We start from the raw sequence: 19,303 nt of genomic DNA, 5'->3' as shown, positions 1-19,303 counted from the left end.
TAACCTTTTGGTTACAATCATTGATTCGCAAATATTCGTATCATCTCTAGAAGGCGTTCAAGTATTGCAGGAATATATCTACAGTCATCAATAATATGATGGCTGTTTTTCTTGGAGTAGAAGTATCATTTTACTCTGGTTACCAAGGATAAATAGGGGTACCTTAAAAGTAATAGTTATTTTTAATTGGCCCTATTATACGGTATTTTTTCTTGTACAAGGATGTGACGGTCACATGAAGGACATGTATCCCAAAAATGGCAGGGTCATTCTCCATGTAGACATGAATAGTTTCTATGCTTCAGTGGAAATGTCCTATGATGTTTCATTGAAAGGTAAGCCGCTTGCCATAGCCGGTAATGTAGAGGAAAGAAGAGGCATCATCGTCACGTGCAGCTATGAAGCAAGAAAATTCGGCGTTAAAACGACTATGCCTATATGGCAGGCGAAAAAACTTTGCCCTCAATTAATTATTCGGAAACCGAATTTTGAACGTTATCGAAAAGCATCACTGGCTATTTTTGAGGTGTTGCGACAATATACAGAGATGGTTGAACCGGTTTCCATCGATGAAGGGTATCTGGATATTAGCGAATGCGTCGAATTAGGTTCGCCTCTAGAAATTGCCAAAAGCATTCAGGAAAGAATTTATAAAACGATGGACCTTCCTTGTAGCATCGGTATTGCCCCTAATAAATTTTTGGCCAAAACTGCCTCTGATATGAAAAAGCCAATGGGCATCACCGTGTTAAGAAAAAGAGATATTTCTAAGAAGCTCTGGCCTTTACAAGTGGGCGAAATGCATGGCATCGGCAGTAAGACATCGGAAAAACTTCACTCCATCGGTATTATGACAATAGGGGACCTTGCTCATGCCCACGATAGGCAACTGAAGCAACTGCTTGGAATCAATGGCGCTCGTTTAAAGGATAGAGCAAATGGTATCGATCCTCGGGTTGTTGATCCGGAAGCCATTTTTGATCATAAAAGCATTGGAAATTCGACAACTCTTCCACATGATTCTACTAATCAAAAGGAACTGATTGGGATATTAGAAAAGCTTTCAGAAAAGGTTGCTGTCCGATTAAAAAATAAACGTCTGCTTGGTCAGAAAATTGGTGTGACGATCCGCTATAAAGACCGTCGCACCATTACCAGAAGTAGAACAGTTCCTAATCCAGTTTTTGAAAAAGCGGATATTTTGAATAGAGCTGTTGACCTGTTTTTGAAAAATTGGAATGGGGAAGGAATTAGGCTTCTTGGTGTTACTGCTTATGATGTTATTGAAAAAGAATCGGCCTTCAAACAGCTTGATATATTTTCCTTTCAAGAAGACGCTGAAAAAGAACCTTTGTACGAAGCGATGGAACACTTGCAAAATAAGTACGGAGAAAATATTATTAAAAAGGGATTATCCTTGAAAAATCGTTCGATCGGAACAGACACAAGCTTCAGCAAAGATTTCTTTGAACAATCAAGGAGGAAAAATCCTTCTGATGACAAAGATTAGCTTATAAGTTGTGTAAAGATATAGAGAAGGGAAAGATAACCATGAAAAAACAACAGATTGGCGTTATCGGACTAGCCGTAATGGGTAAGAATCTTGCATTTAATATTGAAAGCAGAGGATATTCAATTTCCGTCTATAATCGCTCAGGATCAAAAACAGACGAAATGATGAATGAAGCAGAAGGTAAAAATGTATTTGCAGCGTATACCCTAGAAGAATTCGTGAATTCTCTGGAAACACCTCGCAAAATTTTATTGATGGTTAAAGCTGGTGCTGCAACTGATGCTACAATCGAACAATTAAAACCACTGCTTGAAAAAGGCGATATCGTCATTGATGGTGGAAATACGTTCTTTAAGGACACTCAGCGCCGTAACGAGGAATTAAGCCAGCTAGGTATTCATTTCATCGGTACGGGTGTCTCAGGAGGGGAAGAAGGAGCTTTAACAGGTCCTTCAATCATGCCTGGCGGTCAAAAAGAAGCATATGAACTTGTTGCACCAATTTTGAAGGATATTTCGGCTAAAGTAGATGGCGATGCTTGCTGTACATATATCGGACCAGATGGAGCCGGACATTATGTTAAGATGGTGCATAATGGAATTGAATATGGAGACATGCAGTTGATTTCCGAATCTTATTTCCTTTTGAAAAACCTTCTTGGTCTGACTGCTGAAGAATTCCATGAAGTGTTTACAGAATGGAATAAAGGAGAGCTTGATAGCTATTTAATCGAAATTACTGCTGATATTTTCAAAAAATATGATGATGAAACTGGCAAGCCAATGGTCGATATCATTTTAGATAAAGCAGGCCAAAAAGGAACAGGGAAATGGACAAGCCAAAGTGCCCTTGACCTTGGGGTTCCGCTTCCAATCATCACGGAATCTGTATTTGCTCGGTTTATCTCAGCAATCAAGGAAGAGCGTGTAGAAGCGAGCAAAATCCTTCGTGGACCAAAAGCTGAGTCATTTACTGGTGATAAAAAGGCATTGATTGAAAGTATTCGGAAAGCTCTTTATATGAGTAAAATTTGTTCATATGCACAAGGCTTTGCCCAAATGAAGGCAGCATCCGAAGAAAATAACTGGGATCTCCAATATGGAGAAATCGCAATGATCTTCCGTGGGGGCTGTATCATTCGTGCACAATTCCTACAAAAAATCAAAGAAGCGTACGATCGTAAAGCGAACCTGAACAATCTGCTTCTTGATTCTTATTTCCAAGGTATTGTAGAAAGCTATCAAGGTGCTTTACGTGAGGTAGTTTCTACAGCAGTTATGAATGGAATTCCTGTTCCATGCTTGGCATCTGCACTTGCTTATTTTGACAGTTATCGTACAGAAACGCTACCAGCAAACCTGATTCAAGCTCAACGCGACTATTTTGGTGCACATACGTATCAACGTATCGATAAAGAAGGAACTTTCCATACAGAATGGATGGAAAAATAAATGAAAGTAAGCCGGCTTAAAAAGGGAGATTTCCTTTTTAAGTCGGTTTTTTTTGGCCTTTTAACGCCAATGCAGTGTGGTCACTTTACCATATAAGCCACTTCCTCCTCACATAGAACATAAAAAGGGGTGTTCGAATTAAAGCATGTGGACGAGATATGGTGAATAAAATTTTATATATTGGCTGGATAAGGATAAAATGGTAATGCTATACTGGTAATAAATAGGGCCTTTGTATTTTCTTTTTTGATAAAAAACATAGTATTATATATGTCATTCAATCTTGTTCTTTAGGTTTAAACACCTGCAAAGGAATGGTTAGTAAAGTCTAATGAAGATCGAAGGATACAGTATGACGTTAAGAGAGAGAGAGAAGGAGCGGGTAACTGTGTATATCATTTGGGTGGCTTTAGCTATAATGTTATTTTTTATTGGCTTTGAATTTGGTGTATCATTTTGGCTTAATTCAGAAACAGATAAAGAAATGTCAAAATCCAAGGAAATGATTCATACTATCCGAGCGAAATTAGTCAGGAAGAGTGCCTCATGAATAGAGAAGAGGATGCAGATTCACTGCATCCTCTTTATTATTTAATTAATCATTTTTCTTTTCTGATTTCTCGATTTGCCACCAAATATGTCCATCTTCGGCTAGAAGCTCATCGGATGCAAGGGGGCCTGTCGATCCTGCTTCATAATTAGGGAACGATTCTTCTTTAGTATTTTCCCATGCATTAGAAATGGTGTCGACAAACTTCCATGAAAGGGCCACTTCGTCCCAGTGTGTGAAGTTTGTAGCATCTCCACGCATGCTGTCAAACAATAGCTTCTCATAGGCTTCAGGAGAGTTAATATGTTCAATTCCTTTGTTGGAGACGGTAAGTTTCACAGGCTTCGTATTCGACGTTGTCCCAGATTTTTTAACATTTAAGTATAGAGTGATTCCTTCATCAGGCTGGATATGGATAACGAGAAGATTCGGGTTCAAGGTTTCTTCCGTTTTATAATACAGATTCATTGGGATATCTTTAAATTGGACGACAATTTTTGTTGATTTTACATCCATTCGCTTACCTGTTCGGATATAAAAGGGAACACCGGCCCAGCGGAAGTTATCAATCATCAATTTACCTGCAACATAGGTTTCTGTGTTGGAATCTGGATTTACGTTCAATTCATCGCGATAAGCCGAAAGTGTTTGTGCGCCTACTTTACCGCTGCCATATTGACCACGGACAAAGTATTGATTGACTTCTTCCACTTTCATTGGCCGTAGCGAACGCAGTGCTCGTACCTTTTCGCTACGCACCTCTTCTGTTGTCAAAGCAATCGGAGGTTCCATAGCAAGTAGGGCAACCATCTGCAACAGATGGTTCTGGACCATATCTCTAAGGGCACCGCTGGTTTCATAGTAACGACCCCGTTCTTCAACCCCTAGCGTTTCGCTTGATGTAACTTGAATGTTAGAAATATAGCGGTTATTCCAAAGCGGTTCAAAGAGCGCATTGGAAAAACGAATGACTTCAATATTCTGAACCATTTCTTTTCCTAGGTAATGATCGATTCGATAGATTTCATCTTCAGCGAAAGCGGTACGAATTTGCTCATTCAATATTTGTGCTGTTTCGAAACTGTGTCCAAACGGCTTTTCTATGACAAGACGCTTATAGCCAGTCGTATCAGTCAAGCCTTGTGCTTTAATCTGCTCGGCAATTGTCCCGAAAAACTCCGGTGCCATCGCTAAATAAAAGATTCTATTACCTTCTAATTGATACTGTCCGTCTAAATTTTCAGCAAAACCTTTTAACTGCAAATACGATTCAGAGCTCGTTACATCATGAGAATGATAATGGAAGTGGGAAATGAATTCATCGACTCTTTCTTCCGCATGTCCGAACGTAAGGATGGATTCTTTAACACTTGATTGAAACTCCTCAGTGGACAATGGTCTTCTTGCTACACCAACGACCGCAAATTTGTTGATTTTTTGTTTTTGAAATAGTCGATATATGGAAGGAAATAGTTTCCGTTTCGCTAAATCTCCGGTAGCACCAAAAATCATGATTAATGCTGTGGGTTTATTGTTTTCTGTCATGTTAAAACCTCAACTTTCCGTTAATTCCGTCGTATGAAGTTGGAATTTCTGTATATGTACCAATTTCTAATTTTACGGTTAGCTTACCCTCAAAGCAATCAATTTGCGCATTTTTTCTCATATTTCATGAAAAGTTTAAAATGGCTCTAGTTTTAAAAGAGTCATAAATGAAAGAGCACCTTTGTTATGCTATAGTTAAATTATAAAGTTTTTGCAACGGAGGTAGGAATGTGGATTTTGTTTTATTAGGTACAGGCGCTGGTGTTCCGGCAAAAGCGCGTAATGTGACGGCAATCGCTCTTCAATTATTGGAAGAACGAGGAACGGTTTGGTTATTCGATTGTGGGGAAGCAACACAGCATCAAATTTTAAAAACGGCAGTTAAACCGCGTAAAATAGAAAAGATTTTTATTACCCATTTACATGGTGACCATATCTTTGGGCTTCCTGGTTTATTAAGTAGCAGGTCTTTTCAGGGCGGGGTAGAAAAATTGACTGTGTATGGCCCAAAAGGTATTGATGCCTATATTACGACAAGCTTACAAGTCAGTGGCACTCATTTAAAATATCCATTAGAAATTATTGAAATAGAGGAAGGCATAGTTTTTGAGGACGAGCAGTTTACAGTGACTGCTTTGTCTCTTGATCACGGTATTTATAGTGTCGGTTACCGTATTGTAGAGAAAGACCGTCCAGGAAGCTTACTTGTAGACCAGTTGCTTCAGGAAGGTGTGAAGCCGGGACCTCTTTTTAAAGCGTTGAAAAACGGTGAAATGGTCCAACTCGATGATGGTCGCGTCTTGAATGGAAAAGATTATCTTGGTGATCCTCAAAAAGGTCGGATAATCACAGTTCTTGGTGATACAAGAGTATGCAGTAATGCTCTTATTCTGGCTGAATCTGCGGATTTTCTTGTTCATGAAGCTACCTTTTCGGCAGAAGAAACTGAAATGGCATCGGCCTATTTTCATTCGACCACCGTGCAGGCTGCAGAAACGGCGATGAAAGCAGGAGCTAAGCAGCTAATTCTTACTCATATTAGTTCTCGCTATACTCTCGAGGATTCGGAACGGCTAAAAGAGGAAAGTAAGGCAATTTTCGCAAACACGATAATGGCAGAAGATTTAATGGCGATTAAAATTCCCTTATATGTAGAGGAATAGAGAAGCTGAAATCAAAGCGATTGTTTGATATAATAATTCAATTGTTTATTGGATATACAAAGGAGTGTAAAAAATGACTGACCAAAGCAATCTACATACTAAGGCAATGGATTTTCTTTTAAAAACAAGCCGAACTTTTTTCATTCCAATCAGCTACCTTCCAAAGGGATTACAGGAAGCCATTGGAGCTGCTTACCTTTGCATGCGGGCTATCGATGAAATTGAAGACCATCCCGAATTGCCTGCCGATAGTAAGATTTCCTTATTACAGACTATCAGTGAGCTGCTTAAGACTGATGATTATAGTGAAAAGGAACTTCAGACTTTGTTTGAACCGTATAAGGACGATTTACCGGAAGTGACCTTGCTTCTTTCGGATTGGATTCAATATTGTCCGCCTAGTGCGACTGCAAAAGTCTTGGGCTCGACACAGGAAATGGCCGAAGGCATGGCAAAGTGGGTTGCGAAGGACTGGCAGATACACAATAAGGAAGAGCTTGATGATTACACATATTATGTTGCGGGTTTAGTTGGAGTCATGCTATCTGATATTTGGAACTGGTATGATGGAACTGAAACAGATCGTGATCTTGCTATTGCATTTGGCCGAGGACTTCAAACTGTTAATATTCTTCGAAACCGTGAGGAAGATGCAGAGCGCGGTGTTAACTTTTATCCAGATGGTTGGGGTTTCGACGAGATGCTTGCCTATACGGAACATAATCTTGCATTAGCTGATACGTATATAGCAGAGATTGAAACAAAGGAAGTTATCCAATTCTGTAAAATACCATTAGAATTGGCAAAAGCTACTTTAAAAGCCTTGAAAGAAGGAAAAGAAAAAATCGACCGGGCGACTGTTACCAAAATTGTTAACCAAGTCGTCGAACACTGACATTTTAGTATGCTGCTGTGAAAGTAATAATAACTTTCACAGCAGCTTTTTTTATTGTTTTAGACATAAAAACTTGTAAAATTCTAAAAAGTTAAAAAATATATTGATATAATTGAGAATAAACGATTATAATTTAGTAAATAAAAGCGTAAGAGCTGCCATCGTAGTAAGGCAGAATCTAAAAATAAGAAAAAAGCGGGGGGAAAATATGAAGAAGAAATTATATTCGACTGCAGCAATGACCTTAGTGGCGGGATTATTACTGGCAGGCTGTGGAAATGACAAAGCGAATGATACTGCGAAAAATGAAAGCGGTAAGGATACCTTCAATATTGGGGTAACACAAATCGTTCAGCATGATTCACTGGATCAAGCATATGAAGGGTTTCAGGCTGCATTGAAGGATAGTGACATCAATGCCAAGTATAATCTTCAGGTCGCACAAGGAGATCAAAACAACAGTCAGACGATTGCCAATAACTTCGTTGGGGATAAAGTGGATTTGATTTTTGCTAATTCGACTCCAAGTGCATTAAGTGCTTTAAATGCAACAAAGGATATTCCTATTGTATTTACATCTGTAACAGATCCAGTCGCAGCCGAACTTGTTACATCCCTGGAGAAACCAGGTGGAAATGTGACGGGTACGACGGATTCTCATCCAGAAGCCATTGCAAAATCTATGAAATTCCTAGCAGAAGAACTTGGCGCCAAAACCATTGGGACCGTTTATAATACAGGGGAACAAAATTCGGTCGTCCAAATAAAAAACGTAAAAGCGGAAGCGAAAAAAGCCGGATTAAAAGTCGTGGAAGCATCTGTCTCGACTTCTGCTGAGGTCAAACAGGCAGCAGAATCATTAATCGGGAAAGCGGATGCTTTCTATATCATTACTGATAATACAGTAATCTCAGCATTGGAATCAGTCATTTCGGTGGCGAATGATCAAGATATTCCATTATTTGTTGGTGAACTTGATTCTGTGAAAGCTGGTGGTTTCGCAGCCTATGGCTTCAGTTACTATGATATTGGCTATGAGGCAGGACAAAAAGCGGTTGAAATCTTAAAGGATGGTAAGAAACCGGGAGACATCGCCGTTCAATATCCACAAAAGTTGAAATTGGTTATTAATGAAACAGCAGCAAAAGGTATGGGTGTTGAAATAAAAGAAGAATGGAAAGCAGATGCTGAGTTTGTAAAATAAACTCTGCTTTAGTTCAGGGAAGGAAGAAAAAAATGTTCTCAGCCTTATTCAACTCTTTTGAGTCGGGAATGATTTATGCGATTATGGCACTTGGTGTCTATTTAACATTTAGGATTCTCGACTTCCCGGATATGACAGTGGAAGGTAGTTTTGTGACAGGGGCCTCTGTTGCCGCTATTATGATTGTTAACGGTTTCTCGCCGATTGTAGCCACGTTTTGTGCCATGGTTGCCGGGTTTATCGCAGGGACAATGACGGGACTGCTGCATACGAAAGGGAAAATTAATCCACTTCTTGCAGGAATTTTAATGATGATTGCCCTATATTCTATCAATTTAAGAATTATGGGTGCATCGAACATTCCGTTGCTTTCTCAAACAACAATTATCACGAATATTCAGGATGCTTGGGCTGGCACTGGGTTGGACAATATGTTGAATGGTCTATTATCAATCATGGGCCTTGGTGATAGTTTGCCAAAAACATGGGCTATTTTAATTGTGATGCTTATTGTAGCTGTAATTATTCAGGCTGGAATGTCTGCATTTTTAAAAACGGAAATTGGTCTTGCACTACGTGCGACAGGTGACAATGAAGCCATGGTTAAGAGTTTTTCCGCCCATACGGGTAATATGAAGATTTTAGGACTCGCAATTGGAAATGCACTTGTTGCTTTCTCTGGATCTTTAGTTGCTCAATATAACGGTTTTAGTGATATTGGGATGGGGATTGGAATTATTGTCATTGGATTGGCATCCGTCATTATTGGGGAAGCGTTATTCGGTGCAAAAACGATTGCGCGGGCGACGCTTGCAGTTATTGGTGGAGCGATTATATACCGAATCGTCGTTACTTTGGCACTTCGTGTAGAATTCCTTGATACGGGTGATGTTAAATTAATTACCGCGCTTATCGTGGTTGGAGCACTTGTTATTCCAAAAATTTCTGATAAACAAAAAGAAAAAAGCCGCAAGAAAAAGCGTCTCAAAGAATTACAGATGCGTCATATCGAGACTTTATCGAAGGGGGGATAAGAATTTGCTGCAACTAAATCAGATTTATAAGGTCTTCAATGAAGGCACACCGGATGAGAAGTTGGCCCTTGGAAATCTTGAATTGCAAATGACAAAGGGTGAATTTGTAACGGTCATTGGCAGTAACGGCGCAGGCAAATCGACGTTGATGAATATGATATCCGGTAAGATTCTCCCTGATGCCGGTGAAGTCATTATTGATGGCGAAAATGTGTCGACAATTGAGGAGCATGCTCGTGCGAAAATGATTGGCCGTGTTTTTCAAGATCCGATGCTTGGTACAGCCCCGCATATGACCATTGAGGAAAATATGGCCATTGCCTATGGCAGAACTAATAGAAGAGGCTTTGGCTTTGGGGTGACAAAAAAAAGGAAAGCACTTTTTAAAGAAAGTTTGAGTACGCTTCATTTAGGCTTGGAAAATCGAATGAGTGCAAAAGTCGGATTATTATCGGGAGGGGAGCGCCAGGCATTATCATTGCTGATGGCCACCTTTACCGATCCTAAAATCCTGCTTCTAGATGAACATACAGCTGCTCTTGATCCCTCTAGAGCAGAGCTCGTTACAAATCTGACGAAGGAAATCGTTGAAAAAAACCAGTTAACGACACTTATGGTGACTCATAATATGCAGCAGGCAATAGATCTTGGAAATTCATTAATCATGATGGATAAAGGTCAAATCATTTTTGAAGCAAGGGGCGTCGAAAAGCAGGAGCTTACCGTTGAAAAACTGCTGAACGAATTCCAGCGTATTAAAGGTGAAAAAATGCTCAACGACCGTGCTGTGCTTATTTAAATGATGAAAAGGCCCGGCCCTTAGGTGGAAGTTTAACCTTGGGGCCGCGGCCTTTTTATATTTGAGGTAATTACTAGCTCGGGTTCTTGAACTATTTCTGCGTTCGAAGAGTCATGGGCTAAAGGATGTACATCGAGGTCTAATGGTATTTGTATGATCTTAAATTTGCAGGTAGAAGAAGGAAGGCTATCATATTCTTTGGTATTAATCGTTGACCGCTCTGCTCTTCGAAGAAGCATCACGTTCAGTTATTTCCAAAAATCGTTTTCATGAATGGCCATTTCTTCGTTTTTTTAGTGGCAGCCGTTTCTTCAGCAGCCAGAAAATAATCGATTGGCGGAACTTTTTTTGTTTCTAACTCTTCAATACGTGCTTCAAGCTTCTTAACGAGTTTTTGTAGGTCTTCCATATCGCTTCTGTGTTGTAAAATTTGATAGGAGACAACGTCATCAGCTTTTGTCTTTAGTCCATTTTCAAGCCTAACAATCCTTTCTATCATTCGATCATGTTCTTTATTCGTTTCGGAATGTTGTTTCTGTACTGTTGCCTTTCTAATCTTTTTCTCTGATATGCTGACCTTTTGGAGAATGATTCCTTCGTTCAGCTGATCTTGGACTTTTCTCAATAATGCAATGTCATCGTCTGAAAACTGATAGTGTCCGAGCTGATTTCGTTCTACCTCCATATTCAATTGGGTAACCCAGCGTTGAATCGTACTATGGGAAACGTTCAGTAACCGGGCAACTGCACTTGTATTCATCGAGATTCCCCCTTTTGTGTGTAGAATTCGAGATGGAAGAGGCAATCCCTTTACAGATGACAAAACAAGTAATCATTCGGCAAAGAAAGTGAATTTCCTACGTAATTTGCGTCCATATGGATAATTAAAGGAATCACTTCGGCATTTTCTGCTCCTTTTTTAAAGGTTGATAAAGAATGGATTTTTTAGAGCTATTTTAGTAACAGTGATGAAGTGATAAAAAAAGGAAAAAAATTCTAAGCGTCGAACTATCATATGAAGAAAGAAAATGGGGGGGACAAGTATGAACAGAATAAACCTTATTACTTTAGGGGTTAGAGATATTAATAAATCTCTAAGATTTTATAGGGATGGATTAGGATTCCATACACCTAGTGAAGAGGACAATCCTGCTGTTGTTTTTTTTAATAATGCAGGAACAAAACTTGCTTTATATCCTATAGAAGAGTTAGCAAAAGACATTAATGAGAAAGAACAGCCTAAACGGAATGGATTTTCAGGTGTTACTTTTGCTTATAACGCTAAATCAATTGAAGAAGTTGATGACATTATTAAAAAGGCTGAAAAGGCTGGAGGAATAATCGAGAAATTACCACAACGTGTTTTTTGGGGAGGATATAGCGGCTATTTTTCAGACCTCGATGGTTACTATTGGGAAGTTGCGTATTCGGAGGATTGGAGTTTTGATGAAGCAGATATGCTGATTATTAAGTAATAGTTATCAACAATTGAGAGGAATTGGTCCCTTTTTGCTGAGATTACAAAAAACAACGTCTTAGTGTTTCTCTTGTTCTGGTAAATTCCTTAACAGGTATTAGCTCCCTACATAAATAGGCTGTTGGCTTAACACTTCCGATTATGGGGTGTAAGTCAACAGCCTATTATGATGTGCTTTTTACTGCGGTACTACATACTTGGCGAGCTCTTTGCTAATTTGATTACCCATCCGCTTAGATTGCTCGGTCGCTTCTTCAACACAGGCAATGAACGCTTCCTGGACTTGATGCGCTTGAAGTGCTTTCAAACCGGCTTCTGTAGTTCCACCTGGTGATGTTACTTCCTTTCGAAGCACGGCAGGAGTTTTCGGTGATTTCTGCAACATCTCAGCCGCACCTATCAGTGTCTGAAGGATTAATTGCTTTGCGGTTTCAGAATCGAGCCCTATTGATTCTGCTGACTTTTCTAATGCTTCGACCAAGTAATAAATATAAGCGGGGCCGCTCCCAGATAAGCCTGTTACGGCATCGAGCTGTGTTTCTTCAACAATGGAAACCGATCCTACCGTTTCAAAAAGGGTAATCGCTGTTTGTAATTGTACTTCGTCTGTATGACTATTCGCTGCAAGAGCCGTTGCTGATCTTCCGACAGCTGCCGATGTATTAGGCATAGCGCGGACGATGGAGACCTGCTTAGCGGCAATTCCTTCTAAACTAGTTGTATGAACCCCTGCCACAACGGAAATGAACAGCATTTCTTCGTGAATGTATTCTTTTATTGATTGCATCGTTTCTAAAATATCTTTCGGCTTCACTGCTAGTACCACTAGATCTGCATCTTGTAGTAATTGCTGTAGTGACCTTGTTGCTGTCACACCGTATTCCTTCTTTAAATAATCAAACCGTTCATCATTTGATTTATTCGTAACAAAAATATTTGCCGAGTCAATGACCTGTTGAGTGACCAATCCCGAAATGATTGCTTCCGCCATCGATCCAGCTCCGATAAATGCGATTTTTTTCATACTTCTCGCTCCTTCTGTACATTCTATTTATGGTCCACTTTAAAAAAAAATAAAAAGACCCCTCATCCGATAAAGGACGAAAGGTCTAGCTTCCGTGGTACCACCTTTGTTCAACTTTCCATAAAAAATAAATAGAAAAGCTGCACTTGAATCCTCTAACGCGGGATTTACGTCAGGTTTTCCTGAAGGCTCATAAGGTAGGTTCAATAATGAGAGGGCGATGAAGCCTTTCAGCACTTTCCGAGCTTCACTCTCTTTACGCCATCAATAAATTTACTTGGCCTTAATCACAGCCATTCCGTCTTTAATTACTTGTGATTATGAAGGATGCATCAGTACTCTGTCAATGATAATATATGTTTTAGCTTCAAAAAAAATACGTGAATTATGTGAAAATAATGACAATATTTAATAATACATGTAAAATGGTAATTAAACATTCATTTTCTTGATAAATGGACAGGTTAATAGGTATTGCGTATAAAAAGATTTATATAAATATAATATTTTAAGGTGGAAATGATTATGGTGAATTGGAATGGAGATATTGCTAAACTTGCTTTGCCAACGCCGTTTGCAGTTGGCGATGTAAATGTTTATGTAGTTAAAGGGGATGCTTTAACTTTAATTGATACTGGCGTTAAAACAAACCAATCAAAAGAAGTTTTGACTTACGGGCTTGGAGAATTGGGGCTAAAACTGTCTGATATCGAACAAATCATCTTGACCCATCATCATCCGGACCATGCCGGTGCACTCGATTTCTTTGATAAGGAAGTTCCTGTTTACGGACATAAAAATAATCAGCGGTGGCTGACTATTAGTGATGAGTTCCTTGAAACCCATAATCGTTTTTTTCTGGACTATGCTACGAAGTTTGGAGTAGCTGAAGAGTTGAAAAATAATTTGATTCATTACCGCGACGAAATCAAATTCCTTAGTGAAAGAAAGTTACAGGGGTTTTTAGCTGAGGGAGATGAACTTCCTGGACTTCCAGGATGGCGAGCGATCGAGACTCTTGGACATGCTCAAAGTCATTTATCCTTTTACCGTGAAAGTGATGGCTTGATGATTGCGGGTGACCACTTACTTGCGAAAATTTCACCTAATCCGTTAATGGAACCGCCTTTACTTCCGGGCGGTGACCGTCCACGTCCGTTACTGCAATACAACGCTTCGCTTCAGAAATTCTTAGGAATATCTATATCCACTGTATACTCTGGGCATGGATCTGAAGTGGATGGAGACGCGGTTGCTGATTTGATTCAATATAGATTTGAGCGGCAGCATAATCGGGCCATGCAGGTGAAAAGTATGCTTCAAGATAAACCTTTATCAGCATTTGAAGTATGTCAGCAGCTTTTCCCGAAAGTATATCTTCAGGAAGTCGGCCTAACACTATCGGAAACGATCGGTCAGCTAGACTATTTAGAAGATTTGGGTGAAATCGAAACAGAAACTCAATCAGGGGTAATTCTGTATTCAATCGCTTAAAGGTTCTCGAGGAGGATAATTTTTTGAATAAGTTGCAAGGGAAAGTTATTGTAATTACCGGGGCTTCCGGAGGGATTGGCAAGGAAGTGGCGATTCAAGCAGCAAAGCAGGGAGGGCGCCTTGTTCTCTTGGCTAGAAGCCTGGATAAATTACATCAGCTAAGGGATGAACTAACTAATCAATATGGTGTTGATGCATATGCATATAAACTTGATGTGGCAGACACGGACCAGGTGGAAATGGTATTTGGCGATATCCATGCTCAAATCGGTGAGGTGGATGTATTGGTTAACAATGCTGGTTTCGGCACGTTTAAAGAAGCCCTGGATACAGAATTAGATGAGACAAAAGCGATGTTTGCTGTCAATGTGATTGGATTGATGGCCTGCACAAAGCTAGTACTCCCTTATATGAAGCAGCGAAAATCGGGGCACATCATTAATATTGCCTCACAGGCCGGTAAAATTGCCACTCCCAAATCTACATTGTATTCTTCGACCAAGTTTGCGGTGCTTGGCTATTCAAACGCGCTTCGACTTGAACTAATGGAAGATCATGTTTTTGTGACCACCGTCAATCCTGGGCCAATAGAAACGAATTTCTTTAGCATTGCGGATGAATCTGGGACATATGTGAAAAATATCGAAAAATTTATGCTTAAGCCGGGGGATGTCGCAGCCAAAATCGTGGCGGCTATGCTGACTAATAAGAGGGAAATCAACCTCCCTGGCTGGATGGATTTAGCTGGGAAATGGTATAACATGTTTCCAAGAATCACCGAGACTTTTGGGAAAAAAGCATTTTTTAAAAAATAGGCTAAACTGTTGATATCGGGACAAAACGAACGGTGGTCTATAATTAAAAGGGGACTGTCAAATGACATTCCTCTTTTTTGTATGAAGGAAAGACTAGAAAAATGGAGGAGCTGGGACATAAGTCCCTTTTACAAGAGGTTCAGTTTATTTTCAGATAAATTAGTAACTCTTTTACTGGAAAATTCGTCTATTTTATAGGAGGGATTTTCATGAAGATGATGTTAAACCTTTTTGTATATACACTAGTGGCTTTTATTCTGGGAAGCTGTCAATCCTCTTCAGAAAAGAACACGCAGGAGGCCATTGATAAGGGGGAAGAAGGCTTTATTACGGATCTAGACGATAATCGGATTTTGATTAAAGGGACGTATTACAAGGTAACCAATCGTACATATATACAAGATCAACACGGGAAGGACCTCAACTACTCGGACTTGGTTATCGGGATGAAAGTAAAACCATGGCATCGGGGTGGTATTAAGAAAACATATCCTGCGAAAGCGGAAGCAGAATTGATTCGCGTGCTAACGGACGAAAAGAGCTTGGCGGAACAAAAGGCGGTAACTGCTGCAATTGAGCACATGAGCAAAGCGGAAAGTCAACGATTCATGGTACTTGAAGTCATGCATTTACCTTCAGAGCATGTGTATAATATCGAAATGATGAATCGTTCTAACTTAGATTCATCATTTATAGTGACTGTAGAAGATTTCACGGATGAAATCTTATATATAAAATAAACCGGACAGAATCATATATAAATTCTGTCCGGTTTATTTTTAGGAATTTCTCTATGAATCGGCTGATAAGAACTTAGCCTATGTTCTTATTATCGGATTTTATAAAGTTTTCGCACCTAGGTATTTTGGTTTCCAATAAGAATTATCCATATCAGTGATGGTTATTCCTTTTGAAGACGTAGCACTAATGAATTGACCATTTCCGATATAGATTCCAACATGTGATACTCCTGTTCTTCCAGAAGAAGTATCAAAGAATACAAGATCACCTTTAGATGGTGAAGATACTTTTAAACCAGTATTGGAATAGAGCAATGATGTTGTACGTGGTAAGGTAATTCCTTGTGATTTCTGGAATACGTAATAGACGAAGCCTGAGCAGTCGAATCCAGTTGGTGTTGTTCCGCCCCATTTGTAGGGTTTTCCTATTAAGGTTTTTGCATAGCTGATCAAGCTTGTATTATTGACGTTATAAACACCAAGCGCATTAAATGTGCCACGGCCGGCAATTCCGTCGGCAGTTAACCCTTTGGCTTTTTGGAATTTTTTTACTGCGGACACAGAATAGGTGCCATAATATGTAGTCAGTGAACCTGAATATGTGAAATAACCTTTAGTTTTTAAAAGTTGTTGTAGTTGTTTGACATCGCTATGAGTCATTCCGGGTCTGAGGGTTTGATCTCCAATATTTGCAAAGGCTTGCAGTGGGGTTAGCATCATTGCAGAAGCAACGGCAGCTGAAGCAATCCATTTCTTCATAATTCTCATTTCCTCTCTCTCTCTATCTTTCTTTCTATTATTCTTTACAATATTATCCTACAATACCATTGTGACAATACGACATATTTTTGATTACAGTTTCATTACAAAAGATGGGCAGTAAGACTAAAATAAGATTAGACTAAAGGCTATTGAAAAGGGATGTTGTTTTAAATGAATAATGGGAATTTAGTTGTATTTTTAATTATTCAAGATACTAATTAATCTATTTTTTTAAAAACTATTTGGTTATAATGTATTTTTATGGAAAATGAGTATTTATTAGGGTTATTTTGTTTTTTGAAGGTGATTACCTTAAAAAGTAGAAATTTGTAATAAAACTTCCATTGAAAGAGAACGTATATTCGGTTAAAGTTATGGATATAATAAAAAGCGAACGTATATTCTTATTAGGGTGAAGAAATGATGGATTATAGGACGATGCCGAAACAATCAATTATGTGTATCGATATGAAAAGTTTTTATGCAAGCTGTTCAGCGGTCATGCTTGGTTTGAATCCACTCGAATGTTATCTAGCGGTGGTTGGTGATTTGAATAGGACGGGTAGCATTGTGCTTGCGGCTTCTCCAAAAATGAAAAGGGAATTTGGTATTAAGACAGGTTCGCGGATGTTTGAGATCCCGAATGATCCAAGAATTGTCCTCGTTGAACCTAAAATGGCAACCTATTTAAGGATTTCGACGGAAATTACCCGCTTGTTCAACCGCTATGTCCCGAAAGAAGCGATTCATGTATATAGTGTGGACGAAAGTTTTGTGAAAGTCGATGGAGCCGCTTCTTTATGGGGAGACACCCGGGTGATAGCCGAAAAAATAAAAGATGAAATCGAACGGGAATTGCAACTCCCATGTGCCATTGGAATTGGGCCAAACATGCTGATGGCGAAGCTTTGCCTTGATTTGGAGGCCAAACATAAAGGGATTGCCGAATGGAAGTATGAAGATGTTCCAAACAAACTTTGGCCGATTTCTCCGCTTCGTGAAATGTGGGGGATCGGAAGACGCGTAGAAAAAACTCTTCATGGAATGGGGATATTTTCGGTTGGCCAGCTTGCCAATTATGATCTTGAATTACTTGAAGCGAAGTTTGGAATTATGGGCAATCAGCTCTACCACCACGCTTGGGGAATAGATTTATCGGATATGGGAGCAGCGATTATTGAAGGACAGGTCAGCTTTGGCAAAAGTCAAATTCTACTGCGAGATTATAAGGAGGAGCATGAGGTCAAGCAGGTCATATTGGAAATTTGCGAAGAAGTTGGAAGAAGGGCACGTACCCATCGAAAGGCAGGAAGGACGGTCAGTCTAAGCATTGGCTACAGCAAGAATGAGTTTGGCGGAGGTTTTCACCGTTCTCGTTCGATTAACGAACCGACTAACATTACGATGGAGTTATATAAAGTCTGTCTGGAGCTTTTTCATGAGAACTATAATAAGCAAAAAACAGTTCGAAGCATAGCGGTCACGCTCTCAAATATTGTGGATGATAACGAGATGCAGCTGACTTTATTTGATGCTTCGCGCTGGAAAAAACGGGAGTTGGGTTATACGGTTGACCGGATTCGCCATAAATATGGATCAAAATCACTGTTGCGTGCGGTTTCGTATACAGAAGCAGGTACAGCTGTTTACCGAAGTAGGCTGCTTGGTGGGCATAAGGCGTGATAGAAAGCTCAGTAGTGACAAATGATTTTATATAATAATGTTACACAAAATGCAATGGAAAAGTGGGTGTTTCGAGGTGATTCGCGACAGGGGCCGTATCAAATGGGTTTCAATGATGTTACCAGAACATGTAAAATTACTAAGAGAATATAATGAAGGTCTGGATAAAGTCGAAAAGCCGGTTTTAGATGAACAAAAATATGAAGAATTCAATGAAATTATCTGTAGGGCCATGGAAGACAACATTACTCTACAATTTACTTATTATCAAAAAGGTGAAATTAAAAAATTTCTTGGTAATATTCATTATATCGATGGACTAAAAGGAGAATTACGAATTATTAGTCATGCATCCGAGAAGTGTATCTTAAAGTTAGTAAACATTATTGAAATTGAATATTAAGTATGATTTTTGGTTAATTGCCATAGCCTGTTTTTTAAAACAAAAGGATTGATCAAAACAGGCTATTTCTACGATTTAACCAACTAGATAGTAAGGCAAGTTAAAATTTCATAGCTCCCCGAACGAAAATTCGGACAGCATTCAGGTTATTTCTCAATGAATGCACGCAAATGACTGATGAAGTTTAAAATTTGAAAATGGATTTTCGCCATTTCTTCTACCGTTTGCTCTTCGCAATTATCCAGCCACTCCTGGATTACACCTAAAATGGCTGAAGTCATAAAGGCGTGCATATAATTACGAAAAGCATCATTTTGTGCTGCTGGATGTTGACGAATTAAACGTTCTAATAGTATTTCACCAAATGCATGCTTCAATTTTTTGGCAAAAGAGGGGTCTCCGTGATCGCCAAGAATGGCACGCAATGCGCTGGCATGCTCACTAATGAATTGAAAAATCGCTATAAAGGGTGGATATAGTTGTTGCTGATGGAGGGCTAAAAAAGCCTCTTTTGGTAGAATTAGAAGTAATGCGTAATTGAAGTTCTGCTAACAATTCCTGTTGTATGTGATCCATCAACTCATATTTATCTGCATAATGCAAATAGAATGTACCTCGATTAATGCTCGCGCGATCTGCAATTTTTTTCACCGATACATGCTGAAATCCTTCTTTTTCAACAAGTGCGATAAAATGCTGTTGAATCTGCAATTTCGTTTTTTGAGCCTTTTGCTCATGAATCGTCGCCATC

General features: G+C 39.3%; 20 protein-coding genes. 14 read left to right on the top strand and 6 right to left on the bottom strand.

Going from position 1 to position 19,303, the window contains the following annotated elements; all coding sequences use genetic code 11:
• Window positions 1-235 precede the first annotated feature (235 nt).
• The 3 genes from AKG34_RS15390 to AKG34_RS27615 all read left to right on the top strand — a co-directional run bounded on the left by AKG34_RS15390 (window position 236) and on the right by AKG34_RS27615 (window position 3,514).
• Window positions 236-1,510 (top strand): DNA polymerase IV, encoded by a 1,275-nt coding sequence (locus AKG34_RS15390; RefSeq protein WP_053346882.1) that lies wholly within the window; start codon window positions 236-238, stop codon window positions 1,508-1,510.
• A 41-nt stretch (window positions 1,511-1,551) separates the two neighbouring features.
• Window positions 1,552-2,964, top strand: a complete 1,413-nt coding sequence (gndA, locus tag AKG34_RS15385; protein WP_053346881.1) for an NADP-dependent phosphogluconate dehydrogenase — start codon at window positions 1,552-1,554, stop codon at window positions 2,962-2,964.
• A gap of 352 nt (window positions 2,965-3,316) precedes the next feature.
• Complete coding sequence (locus AKG34_RS27615) at window positions 3,317-3,514, top strand: hypothetical protein (RefSeq protein ID WP_152952296.1); 198 nt, start codon at window positions 3,317-3,319, stop codon at window positions 3,512-3,514.
• Between the two features lie 45 nt (window positions 3,515-3,559).
• Here AKG34_RS27615 and zwf read toward each other — a convergent pair whose 3' ends face one another.
• The gene (zwf, locus tag AKG34_RS15380; protein ID WP_053346880.1) at window positions 3,560-5,059 is read right to left on the bottom strand and encodes a glucose-6-phosphate dehydrogenase; all 1,500 of its coding nucleotides are present in this window, start codon (window positions 5,057-5,059) and stop codon (window positions 3,560-3,562) included.
• A 230-nt stretch (window positions 5,060-5,289) separates the two neighbouring features.
• Here zwf and rnz point away from each other — a divergent pair, with 230 nt between their 5' ends.
• The 5 genes from rnz (at window position 5,290) to AKG34_RS15355 (ending at window position 10,154) form a co-directional block, all read left to right on the top strand.
• Window positions 5,290-6,222 carry a ribonuclease Z gene (gene rnz / locus AKG34_RS15375; protein ID WP_053346879.1) on the top strand — a complete coding sequence of 311 codons (933 nt, stop codon included), beginning with the start codon at window positions 5,290-5,292 and terminating at the stop codon, window positions 6,220-6,222.
• A gap of 73 nt (window positions 6,223-6,295) precedes the next feature.
• Window positions 6,296-7,117 carry a squalene/phytoene synthase family protein gene (locus AKG34_RS15370; RefSeq protein ID WP_053346878.1) on the top strand — a complete coding sequence of 274 codons (822 nt, stop codon included), beginning with the start codon at window positions 6,296-6,298 and terminating at the stop codon, window positions 7,115-7,117.
• 208 nt (window positions 7,118-7,325) lie between these two features.
• On the top strand, window positions 7,326-8,321 hold the full coding sequence (locus AKG34_RS15365; RefSeq protein WP_053346877.1) for an ABC transporter substrate-binding protein: 996 nt from the start codon (window positions 7,326-7,328) through the stop codon (window positions 8,319-8,321).
• 32 nt (window positions 8,322-8,353) lie between these two features.
• Window positions 8,354-9,355 (top strand): ABC transporter permease, encoded by a 1,002-nt coding sequence (locus AKG34_RS15360; RefSeq protein ID WP_053346876.1) that lies wholly within the window; start codon window positions 8,354-8,356, stop codon window positions 9,353-9,355.
• Between the two features lie 4 nt (window positions 9,356-9,359).
• The gene (locus tag AKG34_RS15355) at window positions 9,360-10,154 is read left to right on the top strand and encodes an ABC transporter ATP-binding protein (protein WP_053346875.1); all 795 of its coding nucleotides are present in this window, start codon (window positions 9,360-9,362) and stop codon (window positions 10,152-10,154) included.
• Between the two features lie 244 nt (window positions 10,155-10,398).
• On the opposite strand, the gene AKG34_RS15350 is transcribed toward AKG34_RS15355, so the two are convergent.
• Complete coding sequence (locus tag AKG34_RS15350) at window positions 10,399-10,914, bottom strand: MerR family transcriptional regulator (protein ID WP_053346874.1); 516 nt, start codon at window positions 10,912-10,914, stop codon at window positions 10,399-10,401.
• 283 nt (window positions 10,915-11,197) lie between these two features.
• Here AKG34_RS15350 and AKG34_RS15345 point away from each other — a divergent pair, with 283 nt between their 5' ends.
• Window positions 11,198-11,629: a VOC family protein gene (locus AKG34_RS15345; protein WP_053346873.1), complete on the top strand. Its 432-nt coding sequence runs from the start codon at window positions 11,198-11,200 to the stop codon at window positions 11,627-11,629.
• A 180-nt stretch (window positions 11,630-11,809) separates the two neighbouring features.
• Here AKG34_RS15345 and proC read toward each other — a convergent pair whose 3' ends face one another.
• Entirely contained in the window at window positions 11,810-12,655 is an 846-nt protein-coding gene (gene proC / locus AKG34_RS15340) for a pyrroline-5-carboxylate reductase (protein ID WP_053346872.1), read from the bottom strand.
• Between the two features lie 525 nt (window positions 12,656-13,180).
• Between proC and AKG34_RS15330 the strand changes: the two genes are divergently transcribed.
• The 3 genes from AKG34_RS15330 (at window position 13,181) to AKG34_RS15320 (ending at window position 15,704) form a co-directional block, all read left to right on the top strand.
• Window positions 13,181-14,149 carry an MBL fold metallo-hydrolase gene (locus AKG34_RS15330; RefSeq protein ID WP_053346870.1) on the top strand — a complete coding sequence of 323 codons (969 nt, stop codon included), beginning with the start codon at window positions 13,181-13,183 and terminating at the stop codon, window positions 14,147-14,149.
• 23 nt (window positions 14,150-14,172) lie between these two features.
• Complete coding sequence (locus AKG34_RS15325; RefSeq protein WP_053346869.1) at window positions 14,173-14,964, top strand: SDR family NAD(P)-dependent oxidoreductase; 792 nt, start codon at window positions 14,173-14,175, stop codon at window positions 14,962-14,964.
• Window positions 14,965-15,173: 209 nt separating this feature from the next.
• Window positions 15,174-15,704, top strand: coding sequence for a hypothetical protein (locus AKG34_RS15320; protein ID WP_053346868.1), 531 nt, complete (start codon window positions 15,174-15,176; stop codon window positions 15,702-15,704).
• A gap of 99 nt (window positions 15,705-15,803) precedes the next feature.
• Here AKG34_RS15320 and AKG34_RS15315 read toward each other — a convergent pair whose 3' ends face one another.
• Entirely contained in the window at window positions 15,804-16,463 is a 660-nt protein-coding gene (locus AKG34_RS15315; RefSeq protein WP_053346867.1) for a C40 family peptidase, read from the bottom strand.
• Between the two features lie 423 nt (window positions 16,464-16,886).
• Here AKG34_RS15315 and AKG34_RS15310 point away from each other — a divergent pair, with 423 nt between their 5' ends.
• Both AKG34_RS15310 and AKG34_RS15305 read left to right on the top strand, forming a co-directional pair.
• Window positions 16,887-18,149 (top strand): Y-family DNA polymerase, encoded by a 1,263-nt coding sequence (locus AKG34_RS15310; RefSeq protein WP_053346866.1) that lies wholly within the window; start codon window positions 16,887-16,889, stop codon window positions 18,147-18,149.
• Window positions 18,150-18,225: 76 nt separating this feature from the next.
• Window positions 18,226-18,552, top strand: a complete 327-nt coding sequence (locus tag AKG34_RS15305) for a YolD-like family protein (RefSeq protein WP_053346865.1) — start codon at window positions 18,226-18,228, stop codon at window positions 18,550-18,552.
• A 146-nt stretch (window positions 18,553-18,698) separates the two neighbouring features.
• On the opposite strand, the gene AKG34_RS15300 is transcribed toward AKG34_RS15305, so the two are convergent.
• Together AKG34_RS15300 and AKG34_RS15295 are read right to left on the bottom strand one after the other, a co-directional pair.
• Window positions 18,699-18,977 carry a TetR-like C-terminal domain-containing protein gene (locus tag AKG34_RS15300; protein WP_053346864.1) on the bottom strand — a complete coding sequence of 93 codons (279 nt, stop codon included), beginning with the start codon at window positions 18,975-18,977 and terminating at the stop codon, window positions 18,699-18,701.
• 16 nt (window positions 18,978-18,993) lie between these two features.
• On the bottom strand, window positions 18,994-19,302 hold the full coding sequence (locus AKG34_RS15295; protein ID WP_053346863.1) for a TetR/AcrR family transcriptional regulator: 309 nt from the start codon (window positions 19,300-19,302) through the stop codon (window positions 18,994-18,996).
• Window position 19,303: the final 1 nt, after the last annotated feature.

The sequence above is a fragment of the Peribacillus butanolivorans genome (assembly GCF_001273755.1).
In the GTDB taxonomy this organism is placed as follows: Bacteria; Bacillota; Bacilli; order Bacillales; family DSM-1321; genus Peribacillus; species Peribacillus butanolivorans.
The sequence above is the reverse complement of the archived record's forward strand: the minus strand, read 5'-3'. Positions and strand labels throughout refer to the sequence as shown.